Origin of the sequence: Zhenhengia yiwuensis, from assembly GCF_014384995.1 — a bacterium.
In the GTDB taxonomy this organism is placed as follows: Bacteria; Bacillota; Clostridia; order Lachnospirales; family Cellulosilyticaceae; genus Zhenhengia; species Zhenhengia yiwuensis.
Window position 1 is genome coordinate 1 of sequence record NZ_JACRSY010000041.1, and the last position, 25,914, is coordinate 25,914.

36 protein-coding genes are annotated in these 25,914 nt (G+C 34.4%); all 36 read left to right on the forward strand.

The annotated features are described in order from the left end of the window. The first annotated feature begins 696 nt into the window (after positions 1-696). The 36 genes from H8718_RS17055 to H8718_RS17225 all read left to right on the forward strand — a co-directional run bounded on the left by H8718_RS17055 (position 697) and on the right by H8718_RS17225 (position 25,799). Positions 697-1,452, forward strand: a complete 756-nt coding sequence (locus H8718_RS17055; protein WP_249334024.1) for a DNA adenine methylase — start codon at positions 697-699, stop codon at positions 1,450-1,452. Between the two features lie 11 nt (positions 1,453-1,463). Beyond that, complete coding sequence (locus tag H8718_RS17060; RefSeq protein WP_249334026.1) at positions 1,464-2,099, forward strand: tyrosine-type recombinase/integrase; 636 nt, start codon at positions 1,464-1,466, stop codon at positions 2,097-2,099. A gap of 296 nt (positions 2,100-2,395) precedes the next feature. Further along, positions 2,396-2,965, forward strand: a complete 570-nt coding sequence (locus H8718_RS17065; RefSeq protein WP_249334028.1) for a hypothetical protein — start codon at positions 2,396-2,398, stop codon at positions 2,963-2,965. Positions 2,966-2,982: 17 nt separating this feature from the next. After that, entirely contained in the window at positions 2,983-3,555 is a 573-nt protein-coding gene (locus H8718_RS17070; protein ID WP_249334031.1) for a hypothetical protein, read from the forward strand. Beyond that, the gene (locus H8718_RS17075; protein WP_249334032.1) at positions 3,524-5,377 is read left to right on the forward strand and encodes a phage terminase large subunit family protein; all 1,854 of its coding nucleotides are present in this window, start codon (positions 3,524-3,526) and stop codon (positions 5,375-5,377) included. The genes H8718_RS17070 and H8718_RS17075 overlap by 32 nt, the downstream gene beginning before the upstream one ends. Continuing rightward, on the forward strand, positions 5,377-5,592 hold the full coding sequence (locus tag H8718_RS17080) for a DUF6148 family protein (RefSeq protein WP_249334034.1): 216 nt from the start codon (positions 5,377-5,379) through the stop codon (positions 5,590-5,592). The genes H8718_RS17075 and H8718_RS17080 overlap by 1 nt, the downstream gene beginning before the upstream one ends. 10 nt (positions 5,593-5,602) lie before the next feature. Further along, a complete protein-coding gene (locus H8718_RS17085; RefSeq protein WP_249334036.1) occupies positions 5,603-7,165 on the forward strand; it encodes a phage portal protein in 1,563 nt (520 codons plus the stop codon). 1 nt (position 7,166) lies between these two features. Next, entirely contained in the window at positions 7,167-8,276 is a 1,110-nt protein-coding gene (locus H8718_RS17090; protein ID WP_249334038.1) for a head maturation protease, ClpP-related, read from the forward strand. Position 8,277: 1 nt separating this feature from the next. Beyond that, on the forward strand, positions 8,278-8,646 hold the full coding sequence (locus H8718_RS17095) for a head decoration protein (protein ID WP_249334040.1): 369 nt from the start codon (positions 8,278-8,280) through the stop codon (positions 8,644-8,646). A gap of 1 nt (position 8,647) precedes the next feature. Continuing rightward, complete coding sequence (locus tag H8718_RS17100) at positions 8,648-9,679, forward strand: major capsid protein (protein ID WP_249334042.1); 1,032 nt, start codon at positions 8,648-8,650, stop codon at positions 9,677-9,679. 13 nt (positions 9,680-9,692) lie between these two features. Further along, the gene (locus tag H8718_RS17105; protein WP_249334044.1) at positions 9,693-10,025 is read left to right on the forward strand and encodes a Rho termination factor N-terminal domain-containing protein; all 333 of its coding nucleotides are present in this window, start codon (positions 9,693-9,695) and stop codon (positions 10,023-10,025) included. Position 10,026: 1 nt separating this feature from the next. Further along, the gene (locus H8718_RS17110; protein ID WP_249334045.1) at positions 10,027-10,347 is read left to right on the forward strand and encodes a hypothetical protein; all 321 of its coding nucleotides are present in this window, start codon (positions 10,027-10,029) and stop codon (positions 10,345-10,347) included. 12 nt (positions 10,348-10,359) lie between these two features. Beyond that, positions 10,360-10,821, forward strand: coding sequence for a hypothetical protein (locus H8718_RS17115; protein WP_249334047.1), 462 nt, complete (start codon positions 10,360-10,362; stop codon positions 10,819-10,821). Next, positions 10,809-11,078, forward strand: coding sequence for a hypothetical protein (locus H8718_RS17120; protein WP_249334049.1), 270 nt, complete (start codon positions 10,809-10,811; stop codon positions 11,076-11,078). Before H8718_RS17115 ends, H8718_RS17120 begins: the two co-directional genes overlap by 13 nt. Before the next feature lies 1 nt (position 11,079). After that, complete coding sequence (locus tag H8718_RS17125; RefSeq protein WP_249334051.1) at positions 11,080-12,507, forward strand: phage tail sheath family protein; 1,428 nt, start codon at positions 11,080-11,082, stop codon at positions 12,505-12,507. 18 nt (positions 12,508-12,525) lie between these two features. Next, positions 12,526-13,044: a phage major tail tube protein gene (locus H8718_RS17130; protein WP_249334052.1), complete on the forward strand. Its 519-nt coding sequence runs from the start codon at positions 12,526-12,528 to the stop codon at positions 13,042-13,044. Positions 13,045-13,082: 38 nt separating this feature from the next. Continuing rightward, positions 13,083-13,385 carry a phage tail assembly protein gene (locus H8718_RS17135; protein WP_249334054.1) on the forward strand — a complete coding sequence of 101 codons (303 nt, stop codon included), beginning with the start codon at positions 13,083-13,085 and terminating at the stop codon, positions 13,383-13,385. Between the two features lie 108 nt (positions 13,386-13,493). After that, positions 13,494-15,575, forward strand: a complete 2,082-nt coding sequence (locus H8718_RS17140) for a hypothetical protein (RefSeq protein WP_249334056.1) — start codon at positions 13,494-13,496, stop codon at positions 15,573-15,575. Further along, positions 15,568-15,780, forward strand: a complete 213-nt coding sequence (locus H8718_RS17145) for a tail protein X (protein WP_249334058.1) — start codon at positions 15,568-15,570, stop codon at positions 15,778-15,780. Before H8718_RS17140 ends, H8718_RS17145 begins: the two co-directional genes overlap by 8 nt. After that, positions 15,777-16,775, forward strand: coding sequence for a phage late control D family protein (locus H8718_RS17150; RefSeq protein ID WP_249334060.1), 999 nt, complete (start codon positions 15,777-15,779; stop codon positions 16,773-16,775). The genes H8718_RS17145 and H8718_RS17150 overlap by 4 nt, the downstream gene beginning before the upstream one ends. Continuing rightward, a complete protein-coding gene (locus H8718_RS17155) occupies positions 16,775-17,002 on the forward strand; it encodes a hypothetical protein (protein WP_249334062.1) in 228 nt (75 codons plus the stop codon). Before H8718_RS17150 ends, H8718_RS17155 begins: the two co-directional genes overlap by 1 nt. A 2-nt stretch (positions 17,003-17,004) precedes the next feature. After that, complete coding sequence (locus H8718_RS17160; RefSeq protein WP_249334063.1) at positions 17,005-17,397, forward strand: phage tail protein; 393 nt, start codon at positions 17,005-17,007, stop codon at positions 17,395-17,397. Positions 17,398-17,408: 11 nt separating this feature from the next. Next, positions 17,409-17,717 carry a GPW/gp25 family protein gene (locus tag H8718_RS17165; RefSeq protein WP_249334065.1) on the forward strand — a complete coding sequence of 103 codons (309 nt, stop codon included), beginning with the start codon at positions 17,409-17,411 and terminating at the stop codon, positions 17,715-17,717. After that, a complete protein-coding gene (locus H8718_RS17170) occupies positions 17,707-18,822 on the forward strand; it encodes a baseplate assembly protein (RefSeq protein WP_249334067.1) in 1,116 nt (371 codons plus the stop codon). The genes H8718_RS17165 and H8718_RS17170 overlap by 11 nt, the downstream gene beginning before the upstream one ends. Beyond that, a complete protein-coding gene (locus H8718_RS17175; RefSeq protein WP_249334069.1) occupies positions 18,815-19,378 on the forward strand; it encodes a phage tail protein I in 564 nt (187 codons plus the stop codon). Before H8718_RS17170 ends, H8718_RS17175 begins: the two co-directional genes overlap by 8 nt. 5 nt (positions 19,379-19,383) lie before the next feature. Next, a complete protein-coding gene (locus H8718_RS17180) occupies positions 19,384-20,745 on the forward strand; it encodes a phage tail protein (protein ID WP_249334071.1) in 1,362 nt (453 codons plus the stop codon). 13 nt (positions 20,746-20,758) lie between these two features. Continuing rightward, entirely contained in the window at positions 20,759-21,076 is a 318-nt protein-coding gene (locus H8718_RS17185) for a hypothetical protein (protein ID WP_249334072.1), read from the forward strand. Positions 21,077-21,114: 38 nt separating this feature from the next. Further along, complete coding sequence (locus tag H8718_RS17190; RefSeq protein ID WP_249334073.1) at positions 21,115-21,318, forward strand: hypothetical protein; 204 nt, start codon at positions 21,115-21,117, stop codon at positions 21,316-21,318. A 197-nt stretch (positions 21,319-21,515) separates the two neighbouring features. Next, positions 21,516-21,692, forward strand: a complete 177-nt coding sequence (locus tag H8718_RS17195) for a hypothetical protein (protein WP_249334074.1) — start codon at positions 21,516-21,518, stop codon at positions 21,690-21,692. A gap of 189 nt (positions 21,693-21,881) precedes the next feature. Beyond that, positions 21,882-22,130, forward strand: coding sequence for a hypothetical protein (locus tag H8718_RS17200; protein WP_249334075.1), 249 nt, complete (start codon positions 21,882-21,884; stop codon positions 22,128-22,130). A gap of 1 nt (position 22,131) precedes the next feature. Beyond that, the gene (locus tag H8718_RS17205; protein ID WP_249334076.1) at positions 22,132-22,770 is read left to right on the forward strand and encodes a peptidoglycan recognition protein family protein; all 639 of its coding nucleotides are present in this window, start codon (positions 22,132-22,134) and stop codon (positions 22,768-22,770) included. A gap of 173 nt (positions 22,771-22,943) precedes the next feature. Continuing rightward, complete coding sequence (locus H8718_RS17210) at positions 22,944-23,471, forward strand: hypothetical protein (RefSeq protein ID WP_249334077.1); 528 nt, start codon at positions 22,944-22,946, stop codon at positions 23,469-23,471. A gap of 603 nt (positions 23,472-24,074) precedes the next feature. Then, positions 24,075-24,533: a GNAT family N-acetyltransferase gene (locus H8718_RS17215; RefSeq protein WP_249334078.1), complete on the forward strand. Its 459-nt coding sequence runs from the start codon at positions 24,075-24,077 to the stop codon at positions 24,531-24,533. Between the two features lie 190 nt (positions 24,534-24,723). After that, positions 24,724-25,263 (forward strand): GNAT family N-acetyltransferase, encoded by a 540-nt coding sequence (locus H8718_RS17220; RefSeq protein ID WP_249334079.1) that lies wholly within the window; start codon positions 24,724-24,726, stop codon positions 25,261-25,263. A 96-nt stretch (positions 25,264-25,359) separates the two neighbouring features. Continuing rightward, positions 25,360-25,494, forward strand: coding sequence for a hypothetical protein (locus tag H8718_RS20650; RefSeq protein ID WP_283246259.1), 135 nt, complete (start codon positions 25,360-25,362; stop codon positions 25,492-25,494). A 50-nt stretch (positions 25,495-25,544) separates the two neighbouring features. After that, entirely contained in the window at positions 25,545-25,799 is a 255-nt protein-coding gene (locus tag H8718_RS17225; RefSeq protein WP_249334080.1) for a hypothetical protein, read from the forward strand. Positions 25,800-25,914: the final 115 nt, after the last annotated feature.

Consider the following 25,914-nt stretch of genomic DNA (forward strand, 5'->3'; position numbering starts at 1 on the left):
ATGCTAGGTGCAGGTTCAAAACAAGAAAATCCTTTATTCGGAGCGCCAATGCATAGTGAAAAAGTTGTGTTTAATGAAGCTATACTAGCTACAGGAGCAGCTATACATGCATATAGTGCTATCATGTGGCTGAAAAATAATAAGTAAGCATAATAATAAGTCGTTTTGATTAAGTGTATATTTGCTGATGCTAATTCGCTAGTATTACTTGCGTTAAGTAATGTACTAAGTCTTAGTAGAGGACTAGCTACTGCATTACTACCTCTTAAAAAAAGTTGCAAATAAACTGAAAAAGAAGTAGATTAGTCCTAAGGTAAGGTACAAAAAAATAGTTATTTCAATAAAAATATCATTTAGGTGAGAGAAATCTTACCTTATTTTTTTGCGAAACATCGTGACCTGTTCGTGACCTACTTTGACTTGATTATGACCTGTTATGACCTGATGTTGACCTACTAATGACCTGTTTTACATGTTAAGATGTTAATGGGTGAACGAAAGAAATCATCCTAAACATTGAGTTCATCCTAATTCCCCCTAAAGAAATATTAAAAGGATAGGGTAACCTATCAAATATCCGTTTTAAAACGCACCTAGTGATGTAGTGATCTAGGTGTGTTTTTATTTCAAAAAATCCTTGTTCAAAACGGTGTGTCATAACCCAATAAAACTGTTTTGTAAAGGAGAATAGAACAAATGATAAAACCACCAATTCCACGTATGGGTGGAAAATCAAAATTAAGAAAAACTATTTTAGAAAGAATACCAGAACATACTTGTTATGTAGAGCCATTCTTTGGAGCTGGATGGGTATACTTTGGGAAAGAGCCTAGCAAGGTAGAAGTAATCAATGACATCGATAAAGAACTTATCAATATGTTTCGTATGATTAAGTATCATGCTCCAGAAATCGAAAGGGTATTAGAGTATGAGTTTTCAGGCCGAGATATGTTTGAAGAGTATAAGCATTGCACTGTTGAGTATCTCACAGAAATTCAGAGAGCAGTACGTTTTCTATATCTTATTTCACAAAGTTTTGCTGGAAAAGGTACGACATTTGGCTATGGAACAACAAGTAAACCAGCACCACAGATATTTTATCAAGGTGTACTAGGTAATATAAAAGAAAGACTTAGAAATACATATGTTGAGAATAAAAGCTTTGGGGATATTATTAAAAGATATGATAGAATTCATAGCTTTTTCTTTTGTGATCCACCATACTTTGAAACTGCAGGCTATGGGAATGAGTTTGGAGAGCAAGAACATCTTTTATTAAGAGATACACTATCTCAGATAAAAGGCAAGTTTATGGTTACAATCAATGACCATCCTAAAGTAAGAGAATGGTATAAGGATTTTAATATAGAAGAGGTACAAGTACCCTATTCAATAGCAAAAGAACAAAAGGCTAGAAAAGAATATGGTGAGTTAATTATTACAAATTATTAGAGGAGAAGTATATGGGGATTAAAACAAAAGCTATTAAAGATAAAGAGCTAGAGATATCAATTTATCAATACTGTAAGAAGTACGATATGCAGCTATACATTATGATTTTGTTAATTCGTTATACAGGGTATAGAATCAATGATTTAAGATGTCTGAGAAAAAGGGATGTTAGTGGTAAATATCTAGAAATTGTAGAGAATAAGACAAAGTATCTGGAACAGAAGTATAAAGAAAAAGCTGAAAAGGATGGAACGAGTCCTAAACCACCTAAAAAGGCAAGAAAAATTTTAATACACCCTACATTAAAGAAAATACTGGATGAGTATACCAAAGATATGGAGATGTGGCATGTATTGTTCTCTAGTCCGAGAGGTAGGAACAAACCTTTATCCTATTCTCAGTTTGATAGAAGGTTAGACAAAGTAACAAAAGAGTTTAATCTAAAGGATTTTGGTTTTCACTCGTTCAGAAAGATGTGCTTTCTTGCTGTATATGAAGATAATGGGAATAGTATAGAGAAAGCTCAGCATTATGCAGGACACACATCATCATTAACTACTAGCATTTATTTAGACTTAGACCAGGAAACAAACGATAAAATAACACTTGAAATGAAAGATCCTTTAAGGGGATTAATCGGAAGTTAAAAAAGCTTGGGAAATAATTGCGCCATTGTGAACTATGTCTATTATTACTAATATAAGAAAGTGTTTAGAGGCATTGAAAGCCAACAGGAAATATAAAGCTAAAATAATGCGAGAGACATAATAGATATAACGCATAATATAGTTTACAAATGTAAACAAATGGGCAGTCACAGGGTGAAATTTTATAGGTTCTTTCGAAATTCAAAAATGGATTGCGGTTCCATGTCGCCCGAATGTTCCCTAGTTCCTAATAGTTTAAAATCGAAAGTTCCGTTTCCGATAAGGAGGTAATTTTAGTGGTTAACATTGAAATTGACAAGGTAGCTTATAAGATGGCAACACGTAAGTTAGCTCATATACCAAAAGGGATTAATAAAGCTACAAAGAATGCTATTAATAGAACAGTATCAGCTACCAATAAGTTCATTCATACGGAATTGAAAGATACATATACCGTAAAGGTAAGTGAAATCAAACATGGGTTAGAGAAAGAAAATGCAACTATATCAAAATTATCAGGTAAAGTAGTTGCAAGTGGACCAGTTCTTAGAGCTTCAGGATTCAAGAATGATACAAGTATACCAAAAGAATATGTTGTATCCATTAAAAGAAGAGGTAAAAGAGCATTACCTGAGCAAGCATTCGTTGCAAAAATGCCTAAAAATAATGGCAAACAGCGTAGGCAGCATAAAGGTATATTTATCAGGAAAGGTAAAGAAAGGTTAGGAATACGAGAGCTGACAGGCCCATCTATACCAGGTATGGCAAGTTCCAAACCTATTAGAGGAAAAGTTACTAAAGTAATGTATAAAAAGTTTAATGAAAGATTTGATCATGAAGTAAATTATTTACTAAGTAAAAAGTAAAAGAAAGGAGAAGAGGTATGTCTAAGGTAGAAAATATTGATTCATTAACAGTATCATCTGCAGTATTAGCAGATTTATTAGGAGTAACAGATAGACGAGTAAGGCAATTAGCAAGTGAAGGCATTTTTACACGCGTTTCGAAAGGACGCTATAACTTGCCAGATAGCATTAAAACATATTTGAATATGTTGAAGATGGAAAAAGACATTGTAAATTCTCATACAAATGGTGAGCTAGACTTAGAGCAAGAAAGAGCTATTAAGGTAAGAGTTGAAAGGCATCAAGCTGAGATTAAATTAGCTCTTATGAGAGGTGAGATTCATAAAGCTGAAGATGTTGAACAAGTAATGGTTGATATGCTGACTTCATTTAGGACAAGACTTCTGAACATACCTCCTAAATTGGCTCCAATTCTTGCAGAAAAAAAGAATAAAGCAGTGATTCAAGAAATTATTAATGATGAGCTTATTGAAGTTTTACATGAATTAAAAGACTATAATGCTGAAGATTTCTATTCAAAAGAATATATAGATTATGATGAAGGAGAAATTGATGGGTATGGACTTAATGAAGAAGAAAATCAACTATAAGACCCTATGCCTTTTTAGTAGAATTGCAAAAGTCATGTCTCCCCCACCAAAACTAACAGTAAGTCAATGGGCAGATGAGAATAGAAGGTTATCAGCAGAAGCTTCTGCAGAACCAGGACGCTGGAATACAGATAGAGCACCATATCAAAGAGAAATTATGGATGCCATAAGTGATGTATCTATTGATACCGTCGTGGTAATGAGCTCTTCACAAGTTGGAAAGACAGAGCTTGTATTAAATATGATAGGTTATTGCGTAGACTATGATCCATCTCCTATTTTAGTCATGCAACCGACGGATGGTATGGCGCAGGCATTTAGTAAGGATAGGCTAGCACCAATGATTCGAGATACACCGGTTCTTAAAGGAAAAATATCTGATGCCAAAAGTCGTGATAGTGAAAATACTATTTTGCATAAGAAGTTTCCAGGAGGACATATCACTATTGTAGGTGCACAATCAGCAGCAGGGCTGGCATCTCGACCTATTCGTATTCTTTTATGTGATGAGGTAGACCGATATCCATTAAGTGCTGGAACAGAAGGTGATCCTATAAAACTTGCCGAAAAGCGTACCAATACTTTTTGGAATAGGAAAAAGATATATGTTTCAACACCTACCATAAAAGGTATGTCTCGTATAGAGCAAGAGTACAACGATAGTTCTATGGAGGAATGGTCTGTAGAATGCCCTGCCTGTGGAACTTATCAACCTTATGAATGGGAAAGACTACACTTTCAAGATTTAACTATGGAGTGTGTGGAGTGTAGAGAAAGATTTAGTGAGCAAGAATGGAAAGCGCAGCCAGGAAAGTGGATTGCTAAAGGTAAGGCTATCAAAAAAAGAGGCTTCCATCTCAATGAAATGGCTTCTCCCTGGAAACATTGGGATGAAATTATAAAAGATTTTAAGGATGCAAACGAACACTATAAGAAGACAAGAAGTGTAGAGCAGCTTAAAGTATTTCAAAATACTTCTCGTGGATTGCCATGGGAGTTAAAAGGCCAAGGGGTAGAAGAAGATAAGATTCTTGATAGAAGAGAAAAGTATGATGCTGATATTCCAAATGGCGTACTTGTTTTAACAGCAGGAGTAGACGTTCAAGATAATCGCTTTGAGATAGAAGTTGTTGGATGGAGAAATGGTTATGAGAGCTGGGGAATCCAATATCATACGATTTATTGTGATCCTGAAAAAGAAGAGTCGTGGAGTGAACTTGAAAATTGGCTAGAACAAGAGTTTTATTTTAGTGACGGCAATAGCTTATTGATTGCAGCTACTTGTATTGACACTGGTGGTCATTTTACAGACAACTGTTATAAGTTTCTTAAGAAAATGGAGAAGAAGCACAAGCGAATTTATGGCATTAAAGGGCTTGGTGGCTCAGGTTATCCTCTTATCTATAAAAAGAGTACCAACACAAAAAATGGTGTTGGTATTTTCATTTTAGGTGTAGATCAAGGTAAAGAATTAATTATGGCCAGACTTAATACAGAAGAAGTAGGTCCAGGATATTGTCATTTTCCTAGTAATCCTGAACGCAATTACGATGAGCAGTACATGAAAGGTCTAACAAGTGAAAAACGAGTTATATCAGTTAATAAAAAAGGAGAATCCAAACTAGAGTGGATTAAAAAATCAGGTGTTAGAAATGAACCTTTAGACATTAGAAATTATGCAACAGCAGCAGTTCAAATATTAAATCCTAATTGGGAGTCGTTACAAGAAAAAATAGATAACGGTATTAACTATATGAAACAAAGTAAACAGAAGAGAGTGAAAAAGCCAAGAGGCCGAGTAGGTAGAGGAGTTGAAGTATAATGAATGCTTTATTAGAGATGAAGAAAAAGAGGCTTGCCATGTATTATGAAGCAGAACAAGCTATCTTGCTTAACCAGTCCTATACAGTTGATGGAATGACGCTTAATAGGGCCAATTTATCTCATGTTCAAAAACAAATTAACCAATTAGAAAATGAAATAAGAAGAGCTGCTGGTAAAGGTAGGCGTGTAAGGCGAGTGATTCCATTAGATTAGGAGGATAAAAATGATTAATGTAATTGATAAGTTTTATGAAGTAGTAAATCCACAGAAAGCATTGGATAGAGAGGCTGCTAGATTAAAGCTTGGTATGGCAAGGCAGATTAATCCCTTAAATAGTGGATATGATGGTTCAGGTGCGTCACGTACAAAAAAATCTATGCTTGGATGGAGAGCAGATAGTAGAAGTGCATTTGAAGACATTGAAATGAATCGCCAATTATTAACACAACGCTCAAGAAGCTTATATATGACATCACCTATTGCAATATCAGCTATTAAAACAACAAGAACCAATGTTATTGGGGCAGGATTAAGGTTAAAGAGTCGTATAGATTTTAATCTTCTTGGCATAACACAAGAAGAAGCGGATCAATGGGAGAAACAAGTTGAGCAAGAATTTAATTTATGGGCTGAATCAAAATTTTGCGATGCATTAGGACTAAATAGTTTTTATGAGTTACAACAGATTGCATTAATGTCTTGGTTAATGAATGGTGATAGTTTTACAATTATACGCCATCTACAGCCTACACCTTATATGCCATATGGTTTAAAACTTCATATTATTGAAGGGGATCGCGTATGTAATCCATCATCTAATGGTAATGTAAGTCAAAATGCTAAGTATAAAGGGAATCAATTAATTAATGGAGTAGAAATTAATAAATATGGCATGGTTGAAGCTTATCATATTTGTAATAGACATCCTCAAACAAACGGTAAAAAAGAATGGCAGCGTATTAAGTTTATAGGAGACAAAACTGGGCTACCCAACATCCTTCATGTGATGGAAGCAGAAAGACCAGAGCAATATAGAGGTGTTCCTTATTTAGCACCCGTTATTGAAAGTATTAAACAATTAACACGCTACACGGAAGCAGAACTTATGGCAGCAGTCATTAATGGTTTTTTCACAGTATTTATTAAATCAGATTCGCCAGAAGATGTGGATGAGGATTTTAAAGGCTTATCCCAAGAAGGAGAAACAATAAATGATATGCCTGATTATAAATTAGGGCCAGGAATGATTAATCTTTTAGGAGCAGGTGAAAGTATAGAAATCGCTGATCCTAAAAGACCAAATGTTAACTTTGATGGATTTGTATCTTCTATGTGTAAATATATAGGTGCTGCATTAGAAATACCTTATGAACTTTTAATAAAGTCTTTCACAGCAAGTTACTCAGCCAGTCGTGCTGCATTACTTGAAGCGTGGAAGGCTTTTAAAATGCGAAGAACTTGGTTTGCAAGTGATTTTTGTCAGCCTATATATGAGGTATGGCTTAGTGAAGCCATTGCAAGAGGGCGTATTAATGCGCCTGGATACTTTGAAAATCCACTTATAAGAAAAGCTTATGCTGGAGCAGAATGGAATGGACCAGCACCAGGACAATTAGATCCAGTAAAGGAGGTGACGGCATCTGCAAAAAGAATAGAAATAGGTGTTTCAACGAGAGAAAGAGAAGCTATTGAAATTAATGGTAGTGATTTTGATAGAAATATAGAACAACTTACTCTAGAGCAAGAAAAAATGAATCAACTCACTAAAGGAAAGGAAGGTGCATAAAGTGAAGTTTTGGAACGTCAATAATGTGACAAATGATGAGGGCGAACTTATTTTATATGGTGAAATAAGAAGTAGCAAACCTTGGTGGTCAGAAGGACAGATGATTACACCAGAAGAGTTTTTAAAAGACATGAAAAGCTTAAGAAATAAAAATAAGGTGACAGTTCGTATTAACAGTAGGGGTGGTGATGTGTTTGCAGCACAGGCTATTTTTACACATTTAAAAACCCTTCAAGCAAAGGTTGAAATCATTATCGAAGGAATTGCTGCAAGTGCTGCAACTATTATTACATGTGCAGGAGACACGGTTAAGATTAGCCCAGGTTCAGCATTTATGATACATAATCCAAGTATTACAGTATGGGATAGTTTTGAAGCAAAAGACCTTGAACAGCTTAAAGAAATGCTGGATAGTGTTAAAAATTGTATTATTGAAACTTATTGTACTAAAACAACTCTAAGCAAAATGGAGTTGGCTGAAATGATGGACAATGAAACATGGTTAACAGGTCGTGAAGCAGTTGAGAAAGGGTTTTGTGATGAATTACTAGAAGATACAAAGGTTACTAATAGTATTCTTAATAATCGCATGATACTTGTTAATAACGTAGCACATGACCTTAGTGGGTTCAAGAATATGCCAATATTTGAGCCTGTTAATATAAAACAAGAACCACAAAATAATGAACTTGATAATCAAGTAGAAGACCAAACTAAGGAAACTCAAAGGAAAAGGAGTAATGCAATGACTTTAGAAGAAATTAAAGCAAATCATCCAGATGTAGTAGAGCAAATTAAAAATGAGGCACGACAAGAAGAAAGAGAACGTATTAAAGCAATTGAAAATATTTCAGCCTCTATAGGAAATGAACTTGTAAATAAAGCAAAATATGAAGAACCAATGGATGCAAAAGAACTTGCTTTTCAAGCTCTTCAGTTACAACAACAAAATGCAGCACAATTTTTAAATCATATCCAAGAGGATACACGAAATTCAGGAGTTGAAGAGGTTAAGGCTGAAGGAAAAGAAAGTGATCCTGAAGATAAAATAAAAGAAAAAGTTACAGCATTAAGTAATGCACTTAATAAAGATAAAAGGAGAGTGAAGTAAGATGGCCAAATTAGTTCAAGACGGTGATGTGTTTACACCAGATCATTTATTTGTAAGTGGAAGTATTCCAGTACTAACACAAGGTATCACTCTAGTAGCTGGTACAAATGCCAAGAGAGGGGCAATTATTATTGCAGATGCAAGTACAGGAAAAGGTGAAGTAGCAGATAAGGCAAAAGTAGATCATAAGTTAGTAGGTGTTTTAACAGATGATGTTAATGCAGAATCTGATACCATTGCAACTGTGTACATTACAGGACATTTTAATAGAGATGCACTGAGCTGTGTTTCAAGCACTACATACAAAGACTATGAAGAAGAGATGAAAAAATTAGGCATGTATCTAGATACTGTTAAGGGGGAAAATTAATATGTCACAAAAATTCACTACTATAGAAATGCTTCAAGCATTAGATTTGAGAAAACCAATTGGAAGCTTTTTTACAAGTTTTTTTCCAGTAAGTAATACACATATAGCTGAAAATTTACAACTTGAGATTAAAAAAGGTAAACGTACAATGGCTCCATTTGTTGCCCCACGCGTAGGCGGCAAGGTAATGAAAAGAAGTGGTTCAACTACGAAACTTCTTCAAACCCCTAAAATTGCACCAGAACGTCCAATGACAATAGATGATATTAGTAAAAAAGGTTTTGGTGAGAGCATTTATTCTAATAAATCACCTGAAGAACGTGCAGTAGAGCTACTTGGAAGAGATATGACAGAACTTGAAGAAGCTATCCAACGTAGAAAAGAATGGATGGCAAGAGAGATTATATTAACAGGTGCTATTAGTGTACAAGATGCTGAAGAAGGAGTTGATGTAGAAATCGACTTTAATTTTACTAACAAAACAACTCTTGTAAGTGAAGCTCTTTGGTCAGCAGCAACTTCAAATCCTATTGAAGATTTAGCAACTTGGAGAAGAGCAGTTATTAAAGCTACTGGTAAAGCACCTACTGTATGTATTATGGCAAATGATGTCTATCAAGCGTTTAAGGTTCATCCAAAAGTAAATCAAGAAAGACAACTTTTAACATCTTCAACAGTTAAGATTGAACCACGTATAGTTGATCCATCTCTTACATTCCTTGGTAGACTTGTTGAACTTGACATAGATATTTATTCTTATGATGAATGGTTTGTTGATGATGCAGGGGAGGAACAACCTATGCTACCAGATGGTAAGCTTATCTTACTTCCAACGTCAATTGGATCATTTGAGTATGGGTCAGTTACACAGTTAGAAGGGGAGGACTTTATGACCTATGAAGCTGAAATCGTACCACAAGTCCTTGTAGATACTAGGAATAATATTAAAACGTTAAGATTAACATCAAGACCTCTTCCTAAACCAGATGATGTAGATAGCTGGTATGTTGCAACTGTTTTAGCTGAGGATTAGGAGGTAAGTACATATGATGAAATGTAAGGTACTAAGTTCTGTTACAACAAGAAAAGATGGGGTTCGAAAAAACTATGAGAAAGGCAGTATCATTTATTTAGAAGATAAGGAAGTAAGTCGTCTTGTTAAAGAATCTGTAGTGGAAGTCATAGATGTTATTGAAAATAATAATGCTGCTTTACAGATAGACTATCTAGATGAAAAAGAACTTAAGAAACTAAATAAAGATGAATTAGTGGAATATGGAGGCAAAATAGGCATTGAGCTTACCAAGGAAATGAAAAACCAAGAGTTAATGAATGCAATTCTTGATTACATAGGTGAAAAAGAAAGTCTAGGTGAATAACATGGCATTAAATTTTAGAGAGCAACTTCAAAAAGATGAGGCTGCTTTTTTTAATTGTAATGAATTTGCTGAGAAAGTATTTATTGGAGAACAAAGTATACCTATTATCCAATGTAAAGATGAGCTGAAAGAGCGAAAAATCAAAGAAGCAGAAGGAACCTATGTGGGAGAAATTATTTTCTTAGTTCAAAAAGAATACTTCAAAACAAGGCCTCAAGAAGGCCAAAAAATTAAAATGAATAATGAATCTTACTATGTTATGGAGTGTGAATCTCTAATGAGTGCATACAAGATAACGTTGGGTAGGAATTGTTCATATTAGAAGAGGGTATAGATGACCATTTATAACGTACTGAATAACTTTAAAAAATTTATTGAAGAGGTTGCCCTTAATGAGCGACTTCTTACAAAAACAAATCAAAGTAAAATGCCACAGATTAAACTAGGATACTTAGAAGACAATGAATATGGAGAAGAAAAAGAAGATTTCCCATACATTGTTATACGTTATTTGAAAGATCAAGTGAGCGAAGAATCGGCAACAGTAAACATTAAAGTATTATTTGGAGTTTATAGTGAGGACAGTGAGGGGTGGATGGACATCCTTCATTGCATGGAGCTTATTAAGCGAGAGATTCTGAAAAAGCAAAATTTTGATTTCTATACAGTGGAATTACCTATTAAGTGTACGATTCCAGAAGAACACCCGTTTCCAAATTATGTTGGAATGATGGAACTAGAATTGACTGTACCTCGAATAGAGATGGAAGGAGATGAAGAACCATGGCCAGTGTAAAGAGTAAGAAAGAAGCGAGCGACAAGACATCTGATAAAAGAGTTTATTGTGGGCCTAACTTGCCAGGATTAAATCAATTTACAGTTATAGAAGGTCAAAACAATATCTTAAAGTTGCATATTGAATCATGTCCAGCGATTAGTAAGTTGATTGTACCTATTGAAAAGTTAAATTATACACGTTTAAAACTTGCTATAAAGGGAAGTTTTGAGCAACAAAAATACAGAGAAATTATGAATTATTTAGGAGGTAGATAAGATGAGTGGATATAGACATGGGGTTTATGTGTCAGAGATACCAACGAGTATTATTCCTCCTGTTGAAGCACTAGCAGGTTTACCAGTTGTCGTTGGAACAGCACCTATTCATCTAGTAAAAAATCCAAAAGTAAATGAGCCTGTACTTTGTTATTCTTATAAAGAAGCAGTAGAAGCTTTTGGATATAGTGATGATTTTGAAAGCTATACGTTATGTGAGTTTATGAAATCACATTTTACACTTTTTAGTGTAGCACCTGTTGTTTTTATTAATGTATTAGATCCAGCAAAACATAAAGAAGCCGTAGAAGAGACAACAAAGTCTGCAGTTGAAGGGGAATTACTTATTGAAGAGCCTGTGCTTTTATCTACAGTTGTAGTAAAAAATAATGAAGGAGAAGTGCAGTCTATAGGTGAAGATTATGAATTGGCTTTTAATGCCAGAGGACACCTTGTTATTTCTCTTAATAATGGAAGAACCGAAGAAATTAAGGTGGCTTATTCTAAACTTACCCCGGCAACAGTATCAAATGATGATGTAATAGGAAGTGTGGGCTTGGAGGGGCAGTTAACAGGACTGGAACTGGTTAATGAAGTCCTTCCACGTTTTGGACTTGTGCCAGGACAGTTATTAGCCCCTAAATTTAGTACAGAGCCAACTGTAGCAGCTGTTATGGTAAGTAAGGCAAGTAATATTAACGGATACTTTAAGTGTATGGCACTGACAGATATTCCAGTAGAGCAAGTGACCAAGTATTCAGATGTTGCACAGTGGAAAACATCCAATAATTATGTGTATGAAAATCAGATTGCATGTTGGCCCAAAGTAAGATTAGGCGATGCTATTTATCATATGAGTACACAATTAGCTGGTCTTATATGTAAAGTAGATGCTTCTTATGAGGGTGTACCTTATGTATCCCCATCCAATCACAACTTACAGATTAATGGGCTAGTAGGTAAAGCTGGCAAGGAAGTTATTTTAGGTATAGACCAAGCCAACTATCTTAATGGACAAGGTATTGTGACAGCCATTAACTTTAGTGGTGGTTGGAAGGCTTGGGGGAATCGTACAGCATGTTATCCATCCGTTACAGACCCAAAAGATGCCTTTATTCCTGTAAAGCGTATGTTCTACTGGATAGCCACAACCATTGTACAGACATTCTGGCAAAAGGTTGATGCGCCTATTACAAGGCGACTGGTTGACACTGTAATGGATAGCATAAATATTTGGTTAAATGGTTTAACAGCAAGTGGTTATATATTAGGTGGACGAGTTGAATTTTTAGAGGAAGAGAACCCTTCAACATCCATTATGGATGGCAATATTAAGTTTCATTTATATCTAACACCACCATCACCAGCAAGAGAAATCGATTTTGTGCTTGAATACGACGTTGAATATTTAAAAGCACTCTTTGCATAGAAAGAGAGGTAACAGTTTATGAGTAAAATTCCTGATAAACTTATAGCTTATCGAGCCTATAAAGATGGTAAAGATATGCTAGGAATTGCAGATGTAGAGCTTCCAGATATTGAAGCCATGTCAGATACTATTAAAGGGGCAGGTATTTCTGGAGAGGTAGATTTACCTACTTTAGGGCATATAGGTGCAATGAGTATGACAATTAACTGGCGAAGTGTATGTGGTGATTTAGTAGCCCTATCGGCACCAGTAACGCATGCTCTAGACTTTAGAGCATCACAACAAGTATTTGACAATGTAGAGGGCAAGCTTAAAACAGTTGCAGTTAAACACATCGTACGGGCTATTCCAAAGAAAATTACACCAGGTAAAATGGAAACAGGTGCTGGTACAGAAAGTGGTAATGAATTTAGCGTTCTTTACTACAAGATGGTACTTGATGGGAAGGTTGCAGTGGAGATTGATCCATTCAACTACATTTATATTGTAAATGGCATTGATTATTTAAAAGAAGTAAGACGAGACCTAGGTTTATAGAACTTAGGTCTTTTTGATAAATAAGGAGGATAAAAAATATGAAAATTACATTAAAGAAACCCATTAACTTTGAAGGTGAAGAAATTAAAGAATTAGATATGGATTTAGATCGTTTAACAGGTAAAGATATGATTGATGCTCAAAAAGAAATTCAATCTATGGATGTGCCTGTTCAGGAATTTAATAAAGAATATTTAGCAGTTGTTGCTGCAAAAGCATGTGGTAGACCAACAGATTTAATTCCTCTTTTAGGGATTAAAGATTTTAGTACGGTAACGGTGCAAGTACAAAATTTTTTATTAGGAGAGGAATTACCTCAAGAACAAACTTTAGAAGAATAGTCTTTGAAATGGCTCAAGCGTCTTTTACTCCAGTAAACTATTGGTTAGACCAATCTTTAGATGAACTTGAAGCTTGGTTAGAAGCTATGGAAGAAAAGAGGTGAAAGCATGGCATCAAGTAAGCAATACCAAATTGCTTTTGCTTTAAATAGTAGATTAGCTTCTGGTTTTAATAAAAGCTTTAGCAGTGCTACAAAGAGTATACAAAATTTAGCTAGAACAGCAAAAGCAGCTATGGCAACAACCATAGGTGCTATAGGAGCTAAAAATACTGTAGGCATAGCCCTTACAGAAGCGATGAATTTAGAAGGCTTTAAGATGCAACTTGAAACAGCTACTAAGTCTGCTCAAAAAGCAGGAGAGATCATGAAGTGGTCCATTGATTTAGCCAATCGAACGCCATTTGAAACAGGTTCAGTTGTAGAAGCCAGTGCTAGGCTTGAAGCTATGGGGTTATCTGCACAAAAGTATTTACCTATGATTGGAGATATGGCTGGGGCAACTAATAAAGACCTGATACAAGCTACTGAAGCCATTATCGATGCCCAAACAGGAGAGTTAGAAAGGCTTAAAGAGTTTGGCATTAAGAAAGATGACATTGTAGCATACGCCTATGAAAAAATGAATAAGACTCAGGTAGTCAATAACAAAGGACAGATTACTAATCAAGAAAAGTTCAATGAAGCGATGCTTGCCCTTATGGATGATAAGTTTAAAGGTGGAATGGAAAAGCAGGCTACTACCATGAAAGGATTGATGTCCACCATTAGTGGTGTTATGAAGTCTGGTATGGCTACTATAGTAGGTGTAACGAATGACGGAACACTTAAACAAGGTAGCCTAATGGAGACGCTTAAAAGCAAAGCTAAAAGTGTTGCAGATACCTTTGTAAAATGGCAACAGGATGGTACCTTTGAGAAGATAGGTGACCTACTTAGTAAAAGTATTTCACAAGCTCTTAAAAAGTTTGAACAATTAAAAAGCTGGGCCACAGACACTTATGATACTATCAAAGCCAAAGTACTCGAAAATAAACCTCTACTAGATAAAATAGCGCATGTTGTTGAAGATATTAAAGTGAAGTTTATTAACTTAAAAGGTGGGGCATCCACTCTAGATTGGCTAAAAGACACAGCACTACCAAAGATAGCAGATGGTGTGATGTTTGTGATAGAGCAAGCTATAGATTTATATGATTTTATTAGTACGAATTGGACCACATTAAAACCTATTATTATTGGAGTAGGGACTGCCTTTACGGGATGGAAAATAGGATCCTTGGTAATAGAGTTTTATAAAACAGCAAAAGCAATTACAGCAGCAACCATTGCACAGAAAAAATTAACACTGGCCAAAATAGTTGATAAAGCCGAAACGCTTTATATTAAAGCCTTGTATGCAGGAGATTTCTTAAAAGCCTTATTCATGCAAGGAAAAGCCATTGCAGCTAATACACTTGCATGGACAATCAATACAGCTCAATTAGTAGCACAAAAAGTAGGTTTAGTTGCTTTAAAAGGTATACAGCTAGCTTCACAAGGTGTAACAATGGCACTTACAGCAGCACAATGGGCACTTAATGCAGCTTTTATTGCATCGCCAATTGGATGGGTAGTGCTTGGGATAGGGGCTTTAATTGGAGTGGGTGTCCTTCTATGGAAAAACTGGGATACCCTAAAGGCAAAAGCATTTGAACTTTGGGAAGGTATAAAATCAGCCTTTAGTGGTGTAGGAGCATGGTTCAGTAGCTTGTGGGAAGGTGTTAAATCTACCTTTAAAGGTTTTATTAACTTTATTATCGGTGGCTTAAATAAAATACCAGAAGCACTTAATAAGTTGATAGGTATTGGACGAAGTTTTGGAATTAATATACCGACTATTCCGACCATCCCCATGTTTGCAAAAGGAACTATGAGTACACCTAAAGGTGCCTTTATAGCAGGTGAAAAAGGCCCTGAGCTTATCTCGGGGGCACCAGGAAGAAGAGTCTTTACAAATGCGCAGACTAAAGGGATTTTATCAAAGGTGAATAATGAAAGCTCACATTTTGTTTTTAGTCCAAATGTTACGGTTAATGGTGATGGCATATCTGAATCAAAGCTTGCACAAATTCTTGAAGCTGAAAGAAAAAAGTTCATGGCAGAAGTCAAAGCAATGCTTAAAGGAAAGGATAGATTAGCTTATGGATAATACATATATAACTTCACAAGGTGATACATGGGATAGGATTAGCTATAAGGTATATGGTAATGAAAAGTATATGGATGTTTTAATTCAAGCTAATAAAAATCATATTCAGACAGTTATATTCCCAGCGAACGTAATTTTAACTATTCCTAATTTTGAAATTCCTATTGTTACACAGTTACCACCTTGGAAAAGAGGTATACAATGAGCCGTAGAGTAGAACTTAAGGTAAACTATCAAGAAATAGATATAAGTAGAGATATTGCAAAGCATCTTGTAAGCTTTTCTTATACAGATAATGCAACAAATGAGGCTGATGACCTAGAAATAACACTAGAGGATAGTGAAGGGTTATGGCATGGCGATTGGTTACCTGAAAAAGGTGACCTTATCCATGCCTCTTTTAATGTGAATAATTGGGAAGATGGAGATAGGACATTACCATGTGGAACATTTACCATTGATGAAATAAACTTGGATGGTCCACCAGATACAGTTTCTTTAAAGGGACAATCGGTACCTGTTGCATCCTCTATAAAGTATACAAAAAAAACAAAGTCGTGGAAGAATGTAAATCTATCACAGATTGCAAAAGACATAGCAAAAGTATGTGGGCTTAGCTTAATGTTTGAATGTAGTAATGATCCTAAATATGAAAGTATAGATCAAGTCAAACAAAGTGATATGAGCTTTTTACAAAAACTATGTACACGAGAAGGCATATCCTTAAAAATAACAGATAATCAAATGGTTCTTTTTGAGCAAAAGCTATATGAACAAAGTGAAGTCGTTGCAACTTATATAAAAGGCAAGTCAAATATACTAAGTTATGATTTTAGTACCTCATCTAATGACACATCTTATGGTAGCTGTAGAGTACGCTACACCAATCCAACAACAAATAAGGTTATTGAATATACGACAACAGTAGGAGAGGGACCACAACTAGAAATTAATGAACAAGTGAAGTCTAAAGATGAAGCAAAACGTGTATCAAGTCAACGTCTTAGAGAGAAAAATATGAAGGAATATCAAGCGAATCTAAGTGTCTTAGGTAACGTTAATCTTGTATCTGGTGTAACGATAGAGCTGAAAGGTTGGCACAAATTTGATGGTAAATATATGATTCAAAAAGCTATCCACAAAGTCATTGGTGGTTATACAACAGACTTGGAACTTACGAAATGTTTGGAGGGATATTGATGGAAATTAGAATGGGAAAAATATCTAGTGTAAATCAAGAAAAATGTGCTGCAAAAGTACTTTTTGAACAGTTGGATAATATGGTGTCCGATGACTTAAGTATTATTACTAGAAATGGGACTTCGTTAACAATTGAAGAGCTCCCTAAAATTAATCAGCCTGTACTTTGTTTGTTTCTAGATGAATCTTCCGATGGTTTTATACTTGGAAGTTGGAAGGTGAATTAAATATGATAGGCGCTTTAGGAGATATTTTATTTAAAGTATCTATAAAAAATGTAAATACTTTCCAAGATTTTTCAAGAAGTAGTTCAGGGAGATGGGCTATTCATGAAGTACATATGCAAAAGCCAAAAGGTGAGTTCTTAGGACCAGACTTGGATACTATTAGTTTTACAATGCACTTCGATGTTTTACTTGGAAGAAATCCTCGTTATGATATGGAGAAACTTATGCAATATAGTAGAACTGGCGAGCCACTACTACTCGTTATAGGCGGAGATGCTATGGGGTACTACCGTTGGGTTGTAGAAAGTGTAGACCAAGAATATACCAAGGTAGATAATCATGGAAATGTCTTGCAAGGTAAAGCAGATGTTAAACTTAAAGAATATGTTAAATAGGAGGAAAAAGAATGTATGAAGTAACAGCAGAACTTAAACCTCTTAATATGCTTGCAAGAGGAGAAGAAGAAATCCTTCAAAATATAGCTATGATATTAATAACTTCAAAAGGGTCGGTTCCATTGGATAGAAATTTTGGAATAGATATGAGTGCTTTAGATTTACCTCTAGAAATGGCAGAAAATATATGTACAGCTCAAATTATAGAAGCTATACAGGATTATGAGCCTAGAGTAAAGGTAACGAAAGTGACCTATGAAAAAGACCATTTAACAGGAAGATTAAGACCGAAAGTGATGGTGTTAATGAATGAGTCTTAGAGAATTAAAAGCGATAAGTTTTTGTGAGACAGAAACTTCAACAGTAGAAAAGGATATTATTAATGCATATGAGGCAATAGCGAATAAGAAACTTTATCCAGGTGATCCTGTGAGGTTGTTTTTAGAAGCTATTGCCTCTATTATTACCCAACAGCGTGTGATAATAGATTTTAGTGGAAAACAAAATTTACTTGCCTATGCACAAGATGATTATTTAGATCAAGTTGTAGCATTGGTAGGCGTAAAGCGGTTAGAAGCTTCTCCTTCAAGATGCACGGTTAAGTTTACATTATCTAATGCACAAGCAAGTGTCATGACTATACCAAAAGGCACAAGGGTGAAAGCAGGAGAACTTTATTTTGCGACCATAGAGCATGCAATAATTCTACCAGGTCAATTAAGTATTGATGTAGTCGTTGAATGCATGCTGCCAGGTGTTATAGGCAATGGTCTTGTAGCAGGGCAGATTAATCAGCTTGTAGATGTATTCCCATACTTTAGTCATGTAACAAACACCACAACGACTACAGGTGGAACAGATGAAGAACGAGACGATGCATTAAGACAAAGAGCTTATGAAGCACCAAGTTCTTATTCATGTGCGGGAAGTGATAGTGCCTATGCTTTTTGGGCTAAGACGGTATCTCCTGAAATAGGGGATGTAGCAGTGATTACACCTAAAGCAGGAGAAGTTAATATTATTCCAATCGGTGTAAATGGGGAGCTTTTATCAGAAGAGCTTAGAAATAAAATCCTTGCAAGGTGTAGTGAAAAGAATGTTAAGCCTCTTACAGATAAGGTAAGTGTTATTCAGCCAACTAAACAAAACTATGCTTTAGAAATGACTTATTGGATAGATAGAAAAGATGTTGCCATGGCTAACGTTATTCAAAATCAAGTGAACCAAGCAATAGATGAGTATAAGGTATGGCAACAAAGTAAGCTAGGAAGAGATATTAATCCATCTGAGCTTATTTATCGTGTGATGCAAGCTGGGGCAAAACGTGTTCAGGTAACAAGTCCTTCATTTACCACGTTAGAGGGTACAAGCATAGCGCACTTGACAAGTGAATCCATAGTCTTTGGAGGAGTAGAGGATGCATAGCATAAATAATCTATCCATTAAGGAGTTACTCCCCTCAAGCATTTCATATGATAAGCAGGTTATTGCATCCTGTGAAGCGATTGATTTAGAAATGAAGAAACTTCAAAGTGCTATACAAAAACTTTACATATTGCCAAGTATTGAGACTTTGGAAGAGGATATGGTGGATTTAATGGCCAAGCAATTTGATGCACCTTATTATGATGCTACATTGCCATTAGAGACAAAAAGAAGCTTAGTTAAAAATGCTATTAACTGGCATAAGAAAAAGGGCACTGTTGCAGCTGTTGAAGAAGTAGTCACCACAATCTTTGGAGAAAGTACTGTAGAGGAGTGGTATGAATATGGAGGAGAGCCTCATCATTTTAGAATTACGACAACTAATATAAGTGTTGATGAAAGTTTTATTAGGAGATTTAAAGATGCAGCTGAGCATATTAAAAGAAAAAGTAGTTGGCTTGATGAAGTCATCGTTTTACTTGCAAGTAAGCTAAGTATGTATGTAGGCTTTGCAGTACATACAGGCGATAAAATAACAATAAGGCAGGAGGGGTAAACAAAATGAGTATTTCAGGTGTATTTTTTACAAATAAAGGTTTAGCTCTACAAGCTAAAGCACAAACGGGTACCCCATTACACTTTACGCGTATAGCAATAGGTGATGGAGAATTACAAGGACAAGCACCACAGACATTTAATAAACTTATGAGTGAAAAATTGTCGATCGAAATTACAAAGCTCACTATTGGAGAAGATGGAACAGCTAAAGTCGGAGGTTCTTTTAATAATAGCAATTTAGAAATAGGGTTTTATTATAGAGAATTAGGTTTGTTTGCGAGGGATCCTGATAATATGGAGCAAGAAATTTTATATGTCTATGGTAATGCTGGGGCGTTAGCGGATTACATACCAGCACAAGGTAGTGAACTGATTGAAAAGAAGATCGATATTATAGCTATTATAGGTAACGCTACCAAGGTATCAGCAACCATTAATAGCAGTCTTGTAGGTTTAGGACCAGAAGATTTGGAACTACACGATAAAAACCCAGAAGCACATCAAGCAATACATCAACTAATACAAACTGAAGAAAATGCTCGCATACTAGGAGACTCGCAATTAGATGCTAAAATCAAGAATTTAGAAGGTCAGATTCAGAATATAAATGTTTCCGGTGATGTTAGACAGGTTATTAATGAAAGAGTAAATGCAGATACTTCAAAACCACTCAGTACGTTGATTAGTGAATGGGTCAATACAGCTAAAACAGCTATTTTAAATGCTGTAAGCACTTTAACAACTCATGTAACAAGCCAACACACAGCTACAAAGAATCATGTAACAACAAAAGTAGATGCATTGCCACAAAAAACTGTATGGACAGATGCTAGAGGTGCTAAGCTGGATAACTTGAATCAAAGTTTAAGTACTACACAAGCAAATATTAATAACAATATCAATGAAAAGGCAACTCAAATACTTACAGGGGTAAATAAGATTAGTATAGATGGAAAAAGAGAAGCACGTAAAACCATCTCCATAACGAACACAACTGCCATGCAGAGAATGGTATATGTTACCGGTAAGGGCGAGATATATGATGCTTATTTAAAAATCTCTAGGAATGGTACAGAGACATGTCAAATAGGAATTAAGATAATAGTTGATGGGACAGTGGTTGCATGGGTAGAAGGATCAGGGATATGGATTGCAGATAGTGTATTAGGAATTATATCCGCAAACAATGAAGTAGCGACATGGTCTAACGGGCTATCATTTCCATCAAGTAGTAAAGTTACTATTACAGAATTTCAACATCTGAGGTTAAATAACCCGATTAAGTTTAATTCAAGTTTTGAGGTATTAGCATATTACAAGTCAACAAATTCAACAGTTTGTAATGTTTCATATGCATTACTATAAGGAGGTATGAGCTGTGGATGATGTAGTAATAAGGGAGTATGATAAAGATGGTTATCATATTATTGAGAGGTACCTAGGCAATAAGTTATTAACAAAAGAGGAAATATATATATCATCTGTAGATGGAATAGAGAAAGAGAAATCACATGAGCAAATTACAAGGGATATATATGAGAGCAATACTCAAACACAAGATGATAATTTACTCAACATGGAAATCAGTACAGATACCAACGCTAGAACAATGGTAATAGGTGATGATTCGTTATTATTAATGGAAATGTTACTCACAATAGATGAAAAATTAAATCAGTTATTACAGCCTAAATAGGCTTAATCAAATCGATTAAATAAAAAGGAGGTATCTATATGATAGATATAACACAATACCCAGTACAAGTAAGAGCAAATGCAAGATTAGTGGATGCAGGTAGGAAGAAAATTGAACAATGCCCAGTACCACAACAAACCGAAATCTGTGTGGTACTTATTGCTAACCATGATTGGAAGTTGGAACAAATTCCACAACAGCATATAGAAGAAGTAAAGAAAGAACTTGGCATAGTAGAATAAAAGAATGATTTGTTAACTCAATAAAGGCATAGAGAAGGCACTAGAAATAGTGTTATTTTTTATACGTATTTATAAAGAGATATGCTATAATAAAAAAGTAAAATAAAACCGTGCAGGGTGGCACGGGGGTTGTATGTTACCCTCCAGAGGGCTATGAAGTAAAGAAATTTATGACATAGCAGGAAGGGGGTGCTATGATGGATGTACTAAAGATGATAAGTGTGATAGCATTGGTTATCTATCTTATGAGACGTGACATTTTTGTTGCCAAAGTCAAGTTTAAAGCTGGACTGAAAGGCATAGAATTTGAAATGAGTGCAAAAGAAAAGAACTGTCCACCCGACCAAGATGACAGTTCTCACTTTAAGGAATAACTTTTAGTGTTCATAGCCCCAAATACAAAACATTCAGGGAGCATCAGTGTTACCAGCACTGGTGCTTTCTTTATACCCTTATTATAGCACAATCTTTATAAAAATAAACATCAATTTAAAGCATCCTAAAAATAGGGTGCTATTTTATTGCCACGGCAGGTTCGTCCGGTGGCAGAGAGGAGATAGAAAATGGATGTAAATATGTTAGAAACTTTAATTAATAGTTTAGGGTTCCCAATTGTTATGGTAGGTGCGTGTGGATTTTTCATTTGGAAGATGTATCAGGCTCAATTACAAGATAAGGAAAGATTATATGTAGAACTTGGAAAAGCTACTGAAGCAAATGAAAAGTTTGCAAGTATTATCAGCACATACACAGGAAAATTGGAGTCTATTGAAAATAAGGTAGATAAAATTCAGGATAAGGTAGGTGCATAATATGATACCAGTAACAAAGAAATTAATTAAATATAATCACGGTGGTGTTAATAATCCCAAGTATATAGTTATTCATGAAACAGGTAATACAGACATTGGTGCAGATGCAGAGCGCCATTATAGGTATTTTAATGGTGGAGATAGGGGAGCTAGTTCACATTACTTTGTAGATGACAAGCAGATCATACAGGTAGTGGAGCACAAGATACAGTCTTGGCATAATGGTAAGAAATATGTTTCTAATCCAGCAGTACCACAATGTAATAATAGTAATAGTATTGGGATAGAAATATGTGTCAATCAAGATGGGGATTACAGTAAAGCTGTAGCTCATGCAGTAGAGCTTACAAAAAAGCTTATGAAAGAGTTCAATATTCCAGTAGATAGGGTTATTAGGCATTATGATAGCTGTGGTAAACAATGTCCTGCAAAGATGCTTAGAGAGCCTAAAATATGGTCAGATTTTAAGAATGCTATACAGGGGGTACAAATGGATGAGGAATATGAAAAGGCTATACAAGTACTTGTAGAAGCTAATATTATAGGAAGTCCAGCAGCGTGGCAGTTAGATAAAATAAATATGAATAACATACCATCTTTAGTTAAGAAGATGGCTAAGTATGTAGAGGGTAAGTCCTAATGGGCTTATCCTTCTTTTTTTGTACTCAAGATCAGTTTGATTACTTTTAGATCCAGCTAGTAATTTAAATTATTTATGTAAATATAAATTTATATTATAATATAAATAATATTGAAGCGTCATATAAAAGTTGGTATAATTAAGGCGATTTTAGTACAGGAAGGATTTTAAAAATGAATAAATTAGTTAAGGGTATGTTAATATTAGGAATGTCAATGATGATGACAACCAACATATTTGGACAAGTTACAATGGAAGAGGTAAATAAAATAAAGGAAAGTAGAGACAATGTAACTGTAAATCCTGTAAATGCGTATATTATTTGGAAAGGCGTAAGAGAAGATATAAAGGCCAATCAAATTGTAGTTGAATTTGAAATAAAAAATGATACGTTAGCAGATTACATAACACCTCAATATGTACGTACTGATAGGGATATAGATGGAAAAACAAAATGTATGTTAGATATAAGTATGACTAATTTTTATAAAGAGATAATGGTTATACAAAATGGATATGAATTAAATTATCATATAAGTAAAACAGAAGGTATCAAAGTGGGTGAAAAAGGTAAGTTTTACACAATATTTTGGGCAAATAACCAAAATCAAAGTGTGGATATAGTAATAGAAGATAATATTTACAGCATAAATGTAACACAGATACCTAAAGAAGTACTTGATTTATTGCCAATGAGTTAAATTTACCTTAACAAATGGACTCAAACAATTAAAAGATAGCGAATATATGTACTGAACATTTGAATAATATAAAAATAAATAGATTATACTCTTGTAAAAAAGTGGTATAGTCTATTTTTTTGAATAATTAAGAGTAATAAAGATAATAGGAGCAAGTATATTAATTAGCTTAACTATCGGACTTTATTTTTTAGGTTTAATCATGCAGTTCTGTATAAGTAATCATTAAGCTAGAACTTTGGTTCTAGCCTTATTTTTTTATTTAAATAGTGATTTTGATAAGAAAATATGATAATGTTTAGAATAGATATTTGCTTCAACTAAAAACTCAAAGAAGGCACCGATAATTACTTATTATTGGTGTTTTCTTGACGTTCATGAATTCACTGCTCGTTTGTCCGTGAAATCAATATTTTTGTTGCCTGTTGAGTTGATAAGATTATTCCAACAATTTCTACTTAAATATGTTATACTTTAATTATTATAGTATACGAAAGGGTGATGTTTATGGAAAGAAAAATACATAGATATAAGTCAACAGAAAAGTGTTTAGGGAGGGTACACGCTAAATAACTCTCCTCAATAAGACCTGGAGGTTATAATATGATATTTTTGAAAGAAGTTAACGAAGGTAATTGGTACGAGTTGGCAAAATTACAAACTACAGAAGAACAGAAAAAATATGTTGCTCCTGCTGTAGGTATTATGGCTAGAGCCTATGCTATGAGAAAATCTCGAGCTAAAGTCTATGCTATTGTAAAAGATGAGATTTATATAGGTATCGCGATGGTAAGAGATATGGATGAATATCCTGAATGTTATGAGCTACAACAATTTTTTATTGATTATAGGTATCAAAATCAAGGTTACGGAAAGACAGCCTTAAAATTAATTATGGATATGTTAGAGCAAGAGAAAAAGTATAATAGCATAGAAGTATGCGTAAAAATGGAAGACAAACCGGCTATTCATGTATATAAGATCTTAGGTTTTGAAGATACAAAATATATTAGTCCTGATGTTCCAGATGCCTATAATTTAAGATATTGTTTTAAAAATTAAATTTTCTTGAAGTAATAAAATAGTTATTTAACAAGTAAATAAAAATATCATTTGAGGATAGGTCCTGATGGGCTTATCCTTTATTTTTTCACTAAAAATACTGATTTACTTATAAAAATGTGATAAATTTAGAGTAAGAAAAAATAGATATTTGTTTCGTGAAGATTATTTATACAATAGGAGGTAGAGTATGTCTAATTATTGTCTTGAAATTCCGAATATGAGACACAAAGTGGAATATGAACGTGTTATGGATAAATGGGAAAGCGTGGAAAACAACATTCAACCTGAACTAATGCGTCGGTATAGCAAAAATTTTGGCTCTAATATACCATTTGATAAATGGTTGGAGTATTGTGAAGATGACCGCACAACAGGCTCAATGTTGAAAAATAATGTCCCCTGCACATTATTTTTCATGATTAAGGATAAGAAAGAGATTGTTGGGTGTATCGTTATGAATCATAAAGACACGCATAGAGGGCATCTTCATGCAGGCATTGTACCATGGCATAGGGGAAAGGGCTATGGTACTAGAATGTTAAGTCTTGCTTTACAAAAATGCTTTGATGCTGGAATTCCCACTGTACACATTACTCCACGCAAGGATAATCAAGGTGCTATAAAAACAATACTTAAAAATGGAGGCGTATTAATTGAAGAATTTATGGAAGACGGCAATCAAATATTACGATATGAAATTGATGTAACAACTTCTATTGAAAATTAATGTCTTGCCTGCTCTAAGGGTATAATGCAAAGTTAGTATCAGAGTATTAAATCAATAAGGTAGTTATTTATTCACTTCAGTTAGGGGGGAGATTATATGGATTTACCAATTCTATATGCATGGTATAAAGATATTGTTTTTCATGTACTAACGCATATGAAAGTAAAAAATGCATCTAATGTTTTTAATGAGGTATATGTTCAAGAGATAAGACAAGAGAAAAAAGGCTAGGTATTACAGATGACTTAATAGGACGTCTTGAAGCTTTAACTGATTATTATATGAAGCATTTTGAAAGGTTAGCTATTATTAATTTTATTCCTTTTATAACAAATAGCTTTGAGGAATTAACTCAAACAATAATTAGTTGGGGGAGTTTTACAGAAGAAGATAAAGTAAATTTTATTAATGATTTTATAACTATTTTAGAAGAAGAAAGAACTTTTTATTACGGGTACTGGCATCAAAAAGATAATATGTTGAAACATAGAAAAGATATTGTTGAAAAGAATTTAAATGATAGATTAACACTGTGATGCTAGAATAAAAATTGGACACATAGAATGGAGATTTGAGTTATAATAGAAATAACTATAATGAACGAGGTGTCCTAAAACAATGGCTAAGAGATATGACAAAGAATTTAAACTT

Coding starts and splice junctions, on each gene's coding strand:
- H8718_RS17190 (WP_249334073.1), top strand. CDS start 21,115: ATGATAGATATAACACAATACCCAGTACAAGTAAGAGCAAATGCAAGA.
- H8718_RS17200 (WP_249334075.1), top strand. CDS start 21,882: ATGGATGTAAATATGTTAGAAACTTTAATTAATAGTTTAGGGTTCCCA.
- H8718_RS17205 (WP_249334076.1), top strand. CDS start 22,132: ATGATACCAGTAACAAAGAAATTAATTAAATATAATCACGGTGGTGTT.
- H8718_RS20650 (WP_283246259.1), top strand. CDS start 25,360: ATGGATTTACCAATTCTATATGCATGGTATAAAGATATTGTTTTTCAT.
- H8718_RS17145 (WP_249334058.1), top strand. CDS start 15,568: ATGGATAATACATATATAACTTCACAAGGTGATACATGGGATAGGATT.
- H8718_RS17140 (WP_249334056.1), top strand. CDS start 13,494: ATGGCATCAAGTAAGCAATACCAAATTGCTTTTGCTTTAAATAGTAGA.
- H8718_RS17220 (WP_249334079.1), top strand. CDS start 24,724: ATGTCTAATTATTGTCTTGAAATTCCGAATATGAGACACAAAGTGGAA.
- H8718_RS17060 (WP_249334026.1), top strand. CDS start 1,464: ATGGGGATTAAAACAAAAGCTATTAAAGATAAAGAGCTAGAGATATCA.
- H8718_RS17100 (WP_249334042.1), top strand. CDS start 8,648: ATGTCACAAAAATTCACTACTATAGAAATGCTTCAAGCATTAGATTTG.
- H8718_RS17105 (WP_249334044.1), top strand. CDS start 9,693: ATGATGAAATGTAAGGTACTAAGTTCTGTTACAACAAGAAAAGATGGG.
- H8718_RS17155 (WP_249334062.1), top strand. CDS start 16,775: ATGGAAATTAGAATGGGAAAAATATCTAGTGTAAATCAAGAAAAATGT.
- H8718_RS17165 (WP_249334065.1), top strand. CDS start 17,409: ATGTATGAAGTAACAGCAGAACTTAAACCTCTTAATATGCTTGCAAGA.
- H8718_RS17075 (WP_249334032.1), top strand. CDS start 3,524: ATGGACTTAATGAAGAAGAAAATCAACTATAAGACCCTATGCCTTTTT.
- H8718_RS17110 (WP_249334045.1), top strand. CDS start 10,027: ATGGCATTAAATTTTAGAGAGCAACTTCAAAAAGATGAGGCTGCTTTT.
- H8718_RS17135 (WP_249334054.1), top strand. CDS start 13,083: ATGAAAATTACATTAAAGAAACCCATTAACTTTGAAGGTGAAGAAATT.
- H8718_RS17125 (WP_249334051.1), top strand. CDS start 11,080: ATGAGTGGATATAGACATGGGGTTTATGTGTCAGAGATACCAACGAGT.
- H8718_RS17195 (WP_249334074.1), top strand. CDS start 21,516: ATGGATGTACTAAAGATGATAAGTGTGATAGCATTGGTTATCTATCTT.
- H8718_RS17085 (WP_249334036.1), top strand. CDS start 5,603: ATGATTAATGTAATTGATAAGTTTTATGAAGTAGTAAATCCACAGAAA.
- H8718_RS17160 (WP_249334063.1), top strand. CDS start 17,005: ATGATAGGCGCTTTAGGAGATATTTTATTTAAAGTATCTATAAAAAAT.
- H8718_RS17055 (WP_249334024.1), top strand. CDS start 697: ATGATAAAACCACCAATTCCACGTATGGGTGGAAAATCAAAATTAAGA.
- H8718_RS17215 (WP_249334078.1), top strand. CDS start 24,075: ATGATATTTTTGAAAGAAGTTAACGAAGGTAATTGGTACGAGTTGGCA.
- H8718_RS17150 (WP_249334060.1), top strand. CDS start 15,777: ATGAGCCGTAGAGTAGAACTTAAGGTAAACTATCAAGAAATAGATATA.
- H8718_RS17130 (WP_249334052.1), top strand. CDS start 12,526: ATGAGTAAAATTCCTGATAAACTTATAGCTTATCGAGCCTATAAAGAT.
- H8718_RS17180 (WP_249334071.1), top strand. CDS start 19,384: ATGAGTATTTCAGGTGTATTTTTTACAAATAAAGGTTTAGCTCTACAA.
- H8718_RS17070 (WP_249334031.1), top strand. CDS start 2,983: ATGTCTAAGGTAGAAAATATTGATTCATTAACAGTATCATCTGCAGTA.
- H8718_RS17120 (WP_249334049.1), top strand. CDS start 10,809: ATGGCCAGTGTAAAGAGTAAGAAAGAAGCGAGCGACAAGACATCTGAT.
- H8718_RS17095 (WP_249334040.1), top strand. CDS start 8,278: ATGGCCAAATTAGTTCAAGACGGTGATGTGTTTACACCAGATCATTTA.
- H8718_RS17225 (WP_249334080.1), top strand. CDS start 25,545: ATGAAGCATTTTGAAAGGTTAGCTATTATTAATTTTATTCCTTTTATA.
- H8718_RS17210 (WP_249334077.1), top strand. CDS start 22,944: ATGAATAAATTAGTTAAGGGTATGTTAATATTAGGAATGTCAATGATG.
- H8718_RS17080 (WP_249334034.1), top strand. CDS start 5,377: ATGAATGCTTTATTAGAGATGAAGAAAAAGAGGCTTGCCATGTATTAT.
- H8718_RS17175 (WP_249334069.1), top strand. CDS start 18,815: ATGCATAGCATAAATAATCTATCCATTAAGGAGTTACTCCCCTCAAGC.
- H8718_RS17170 (WP_249334067.1), top strand. CDS start 17,707: ATGAGTCTTAGAGAATTAAAAGCGATAAGTTTTTGTGAGACAGAAACT.
- H8718_RS17115 (WP_249334047.1), top strand. CDS start 10,360: ATGACCATTTATAACGTACTGAATAACTTTAAAAAATTTATTGAAGAG.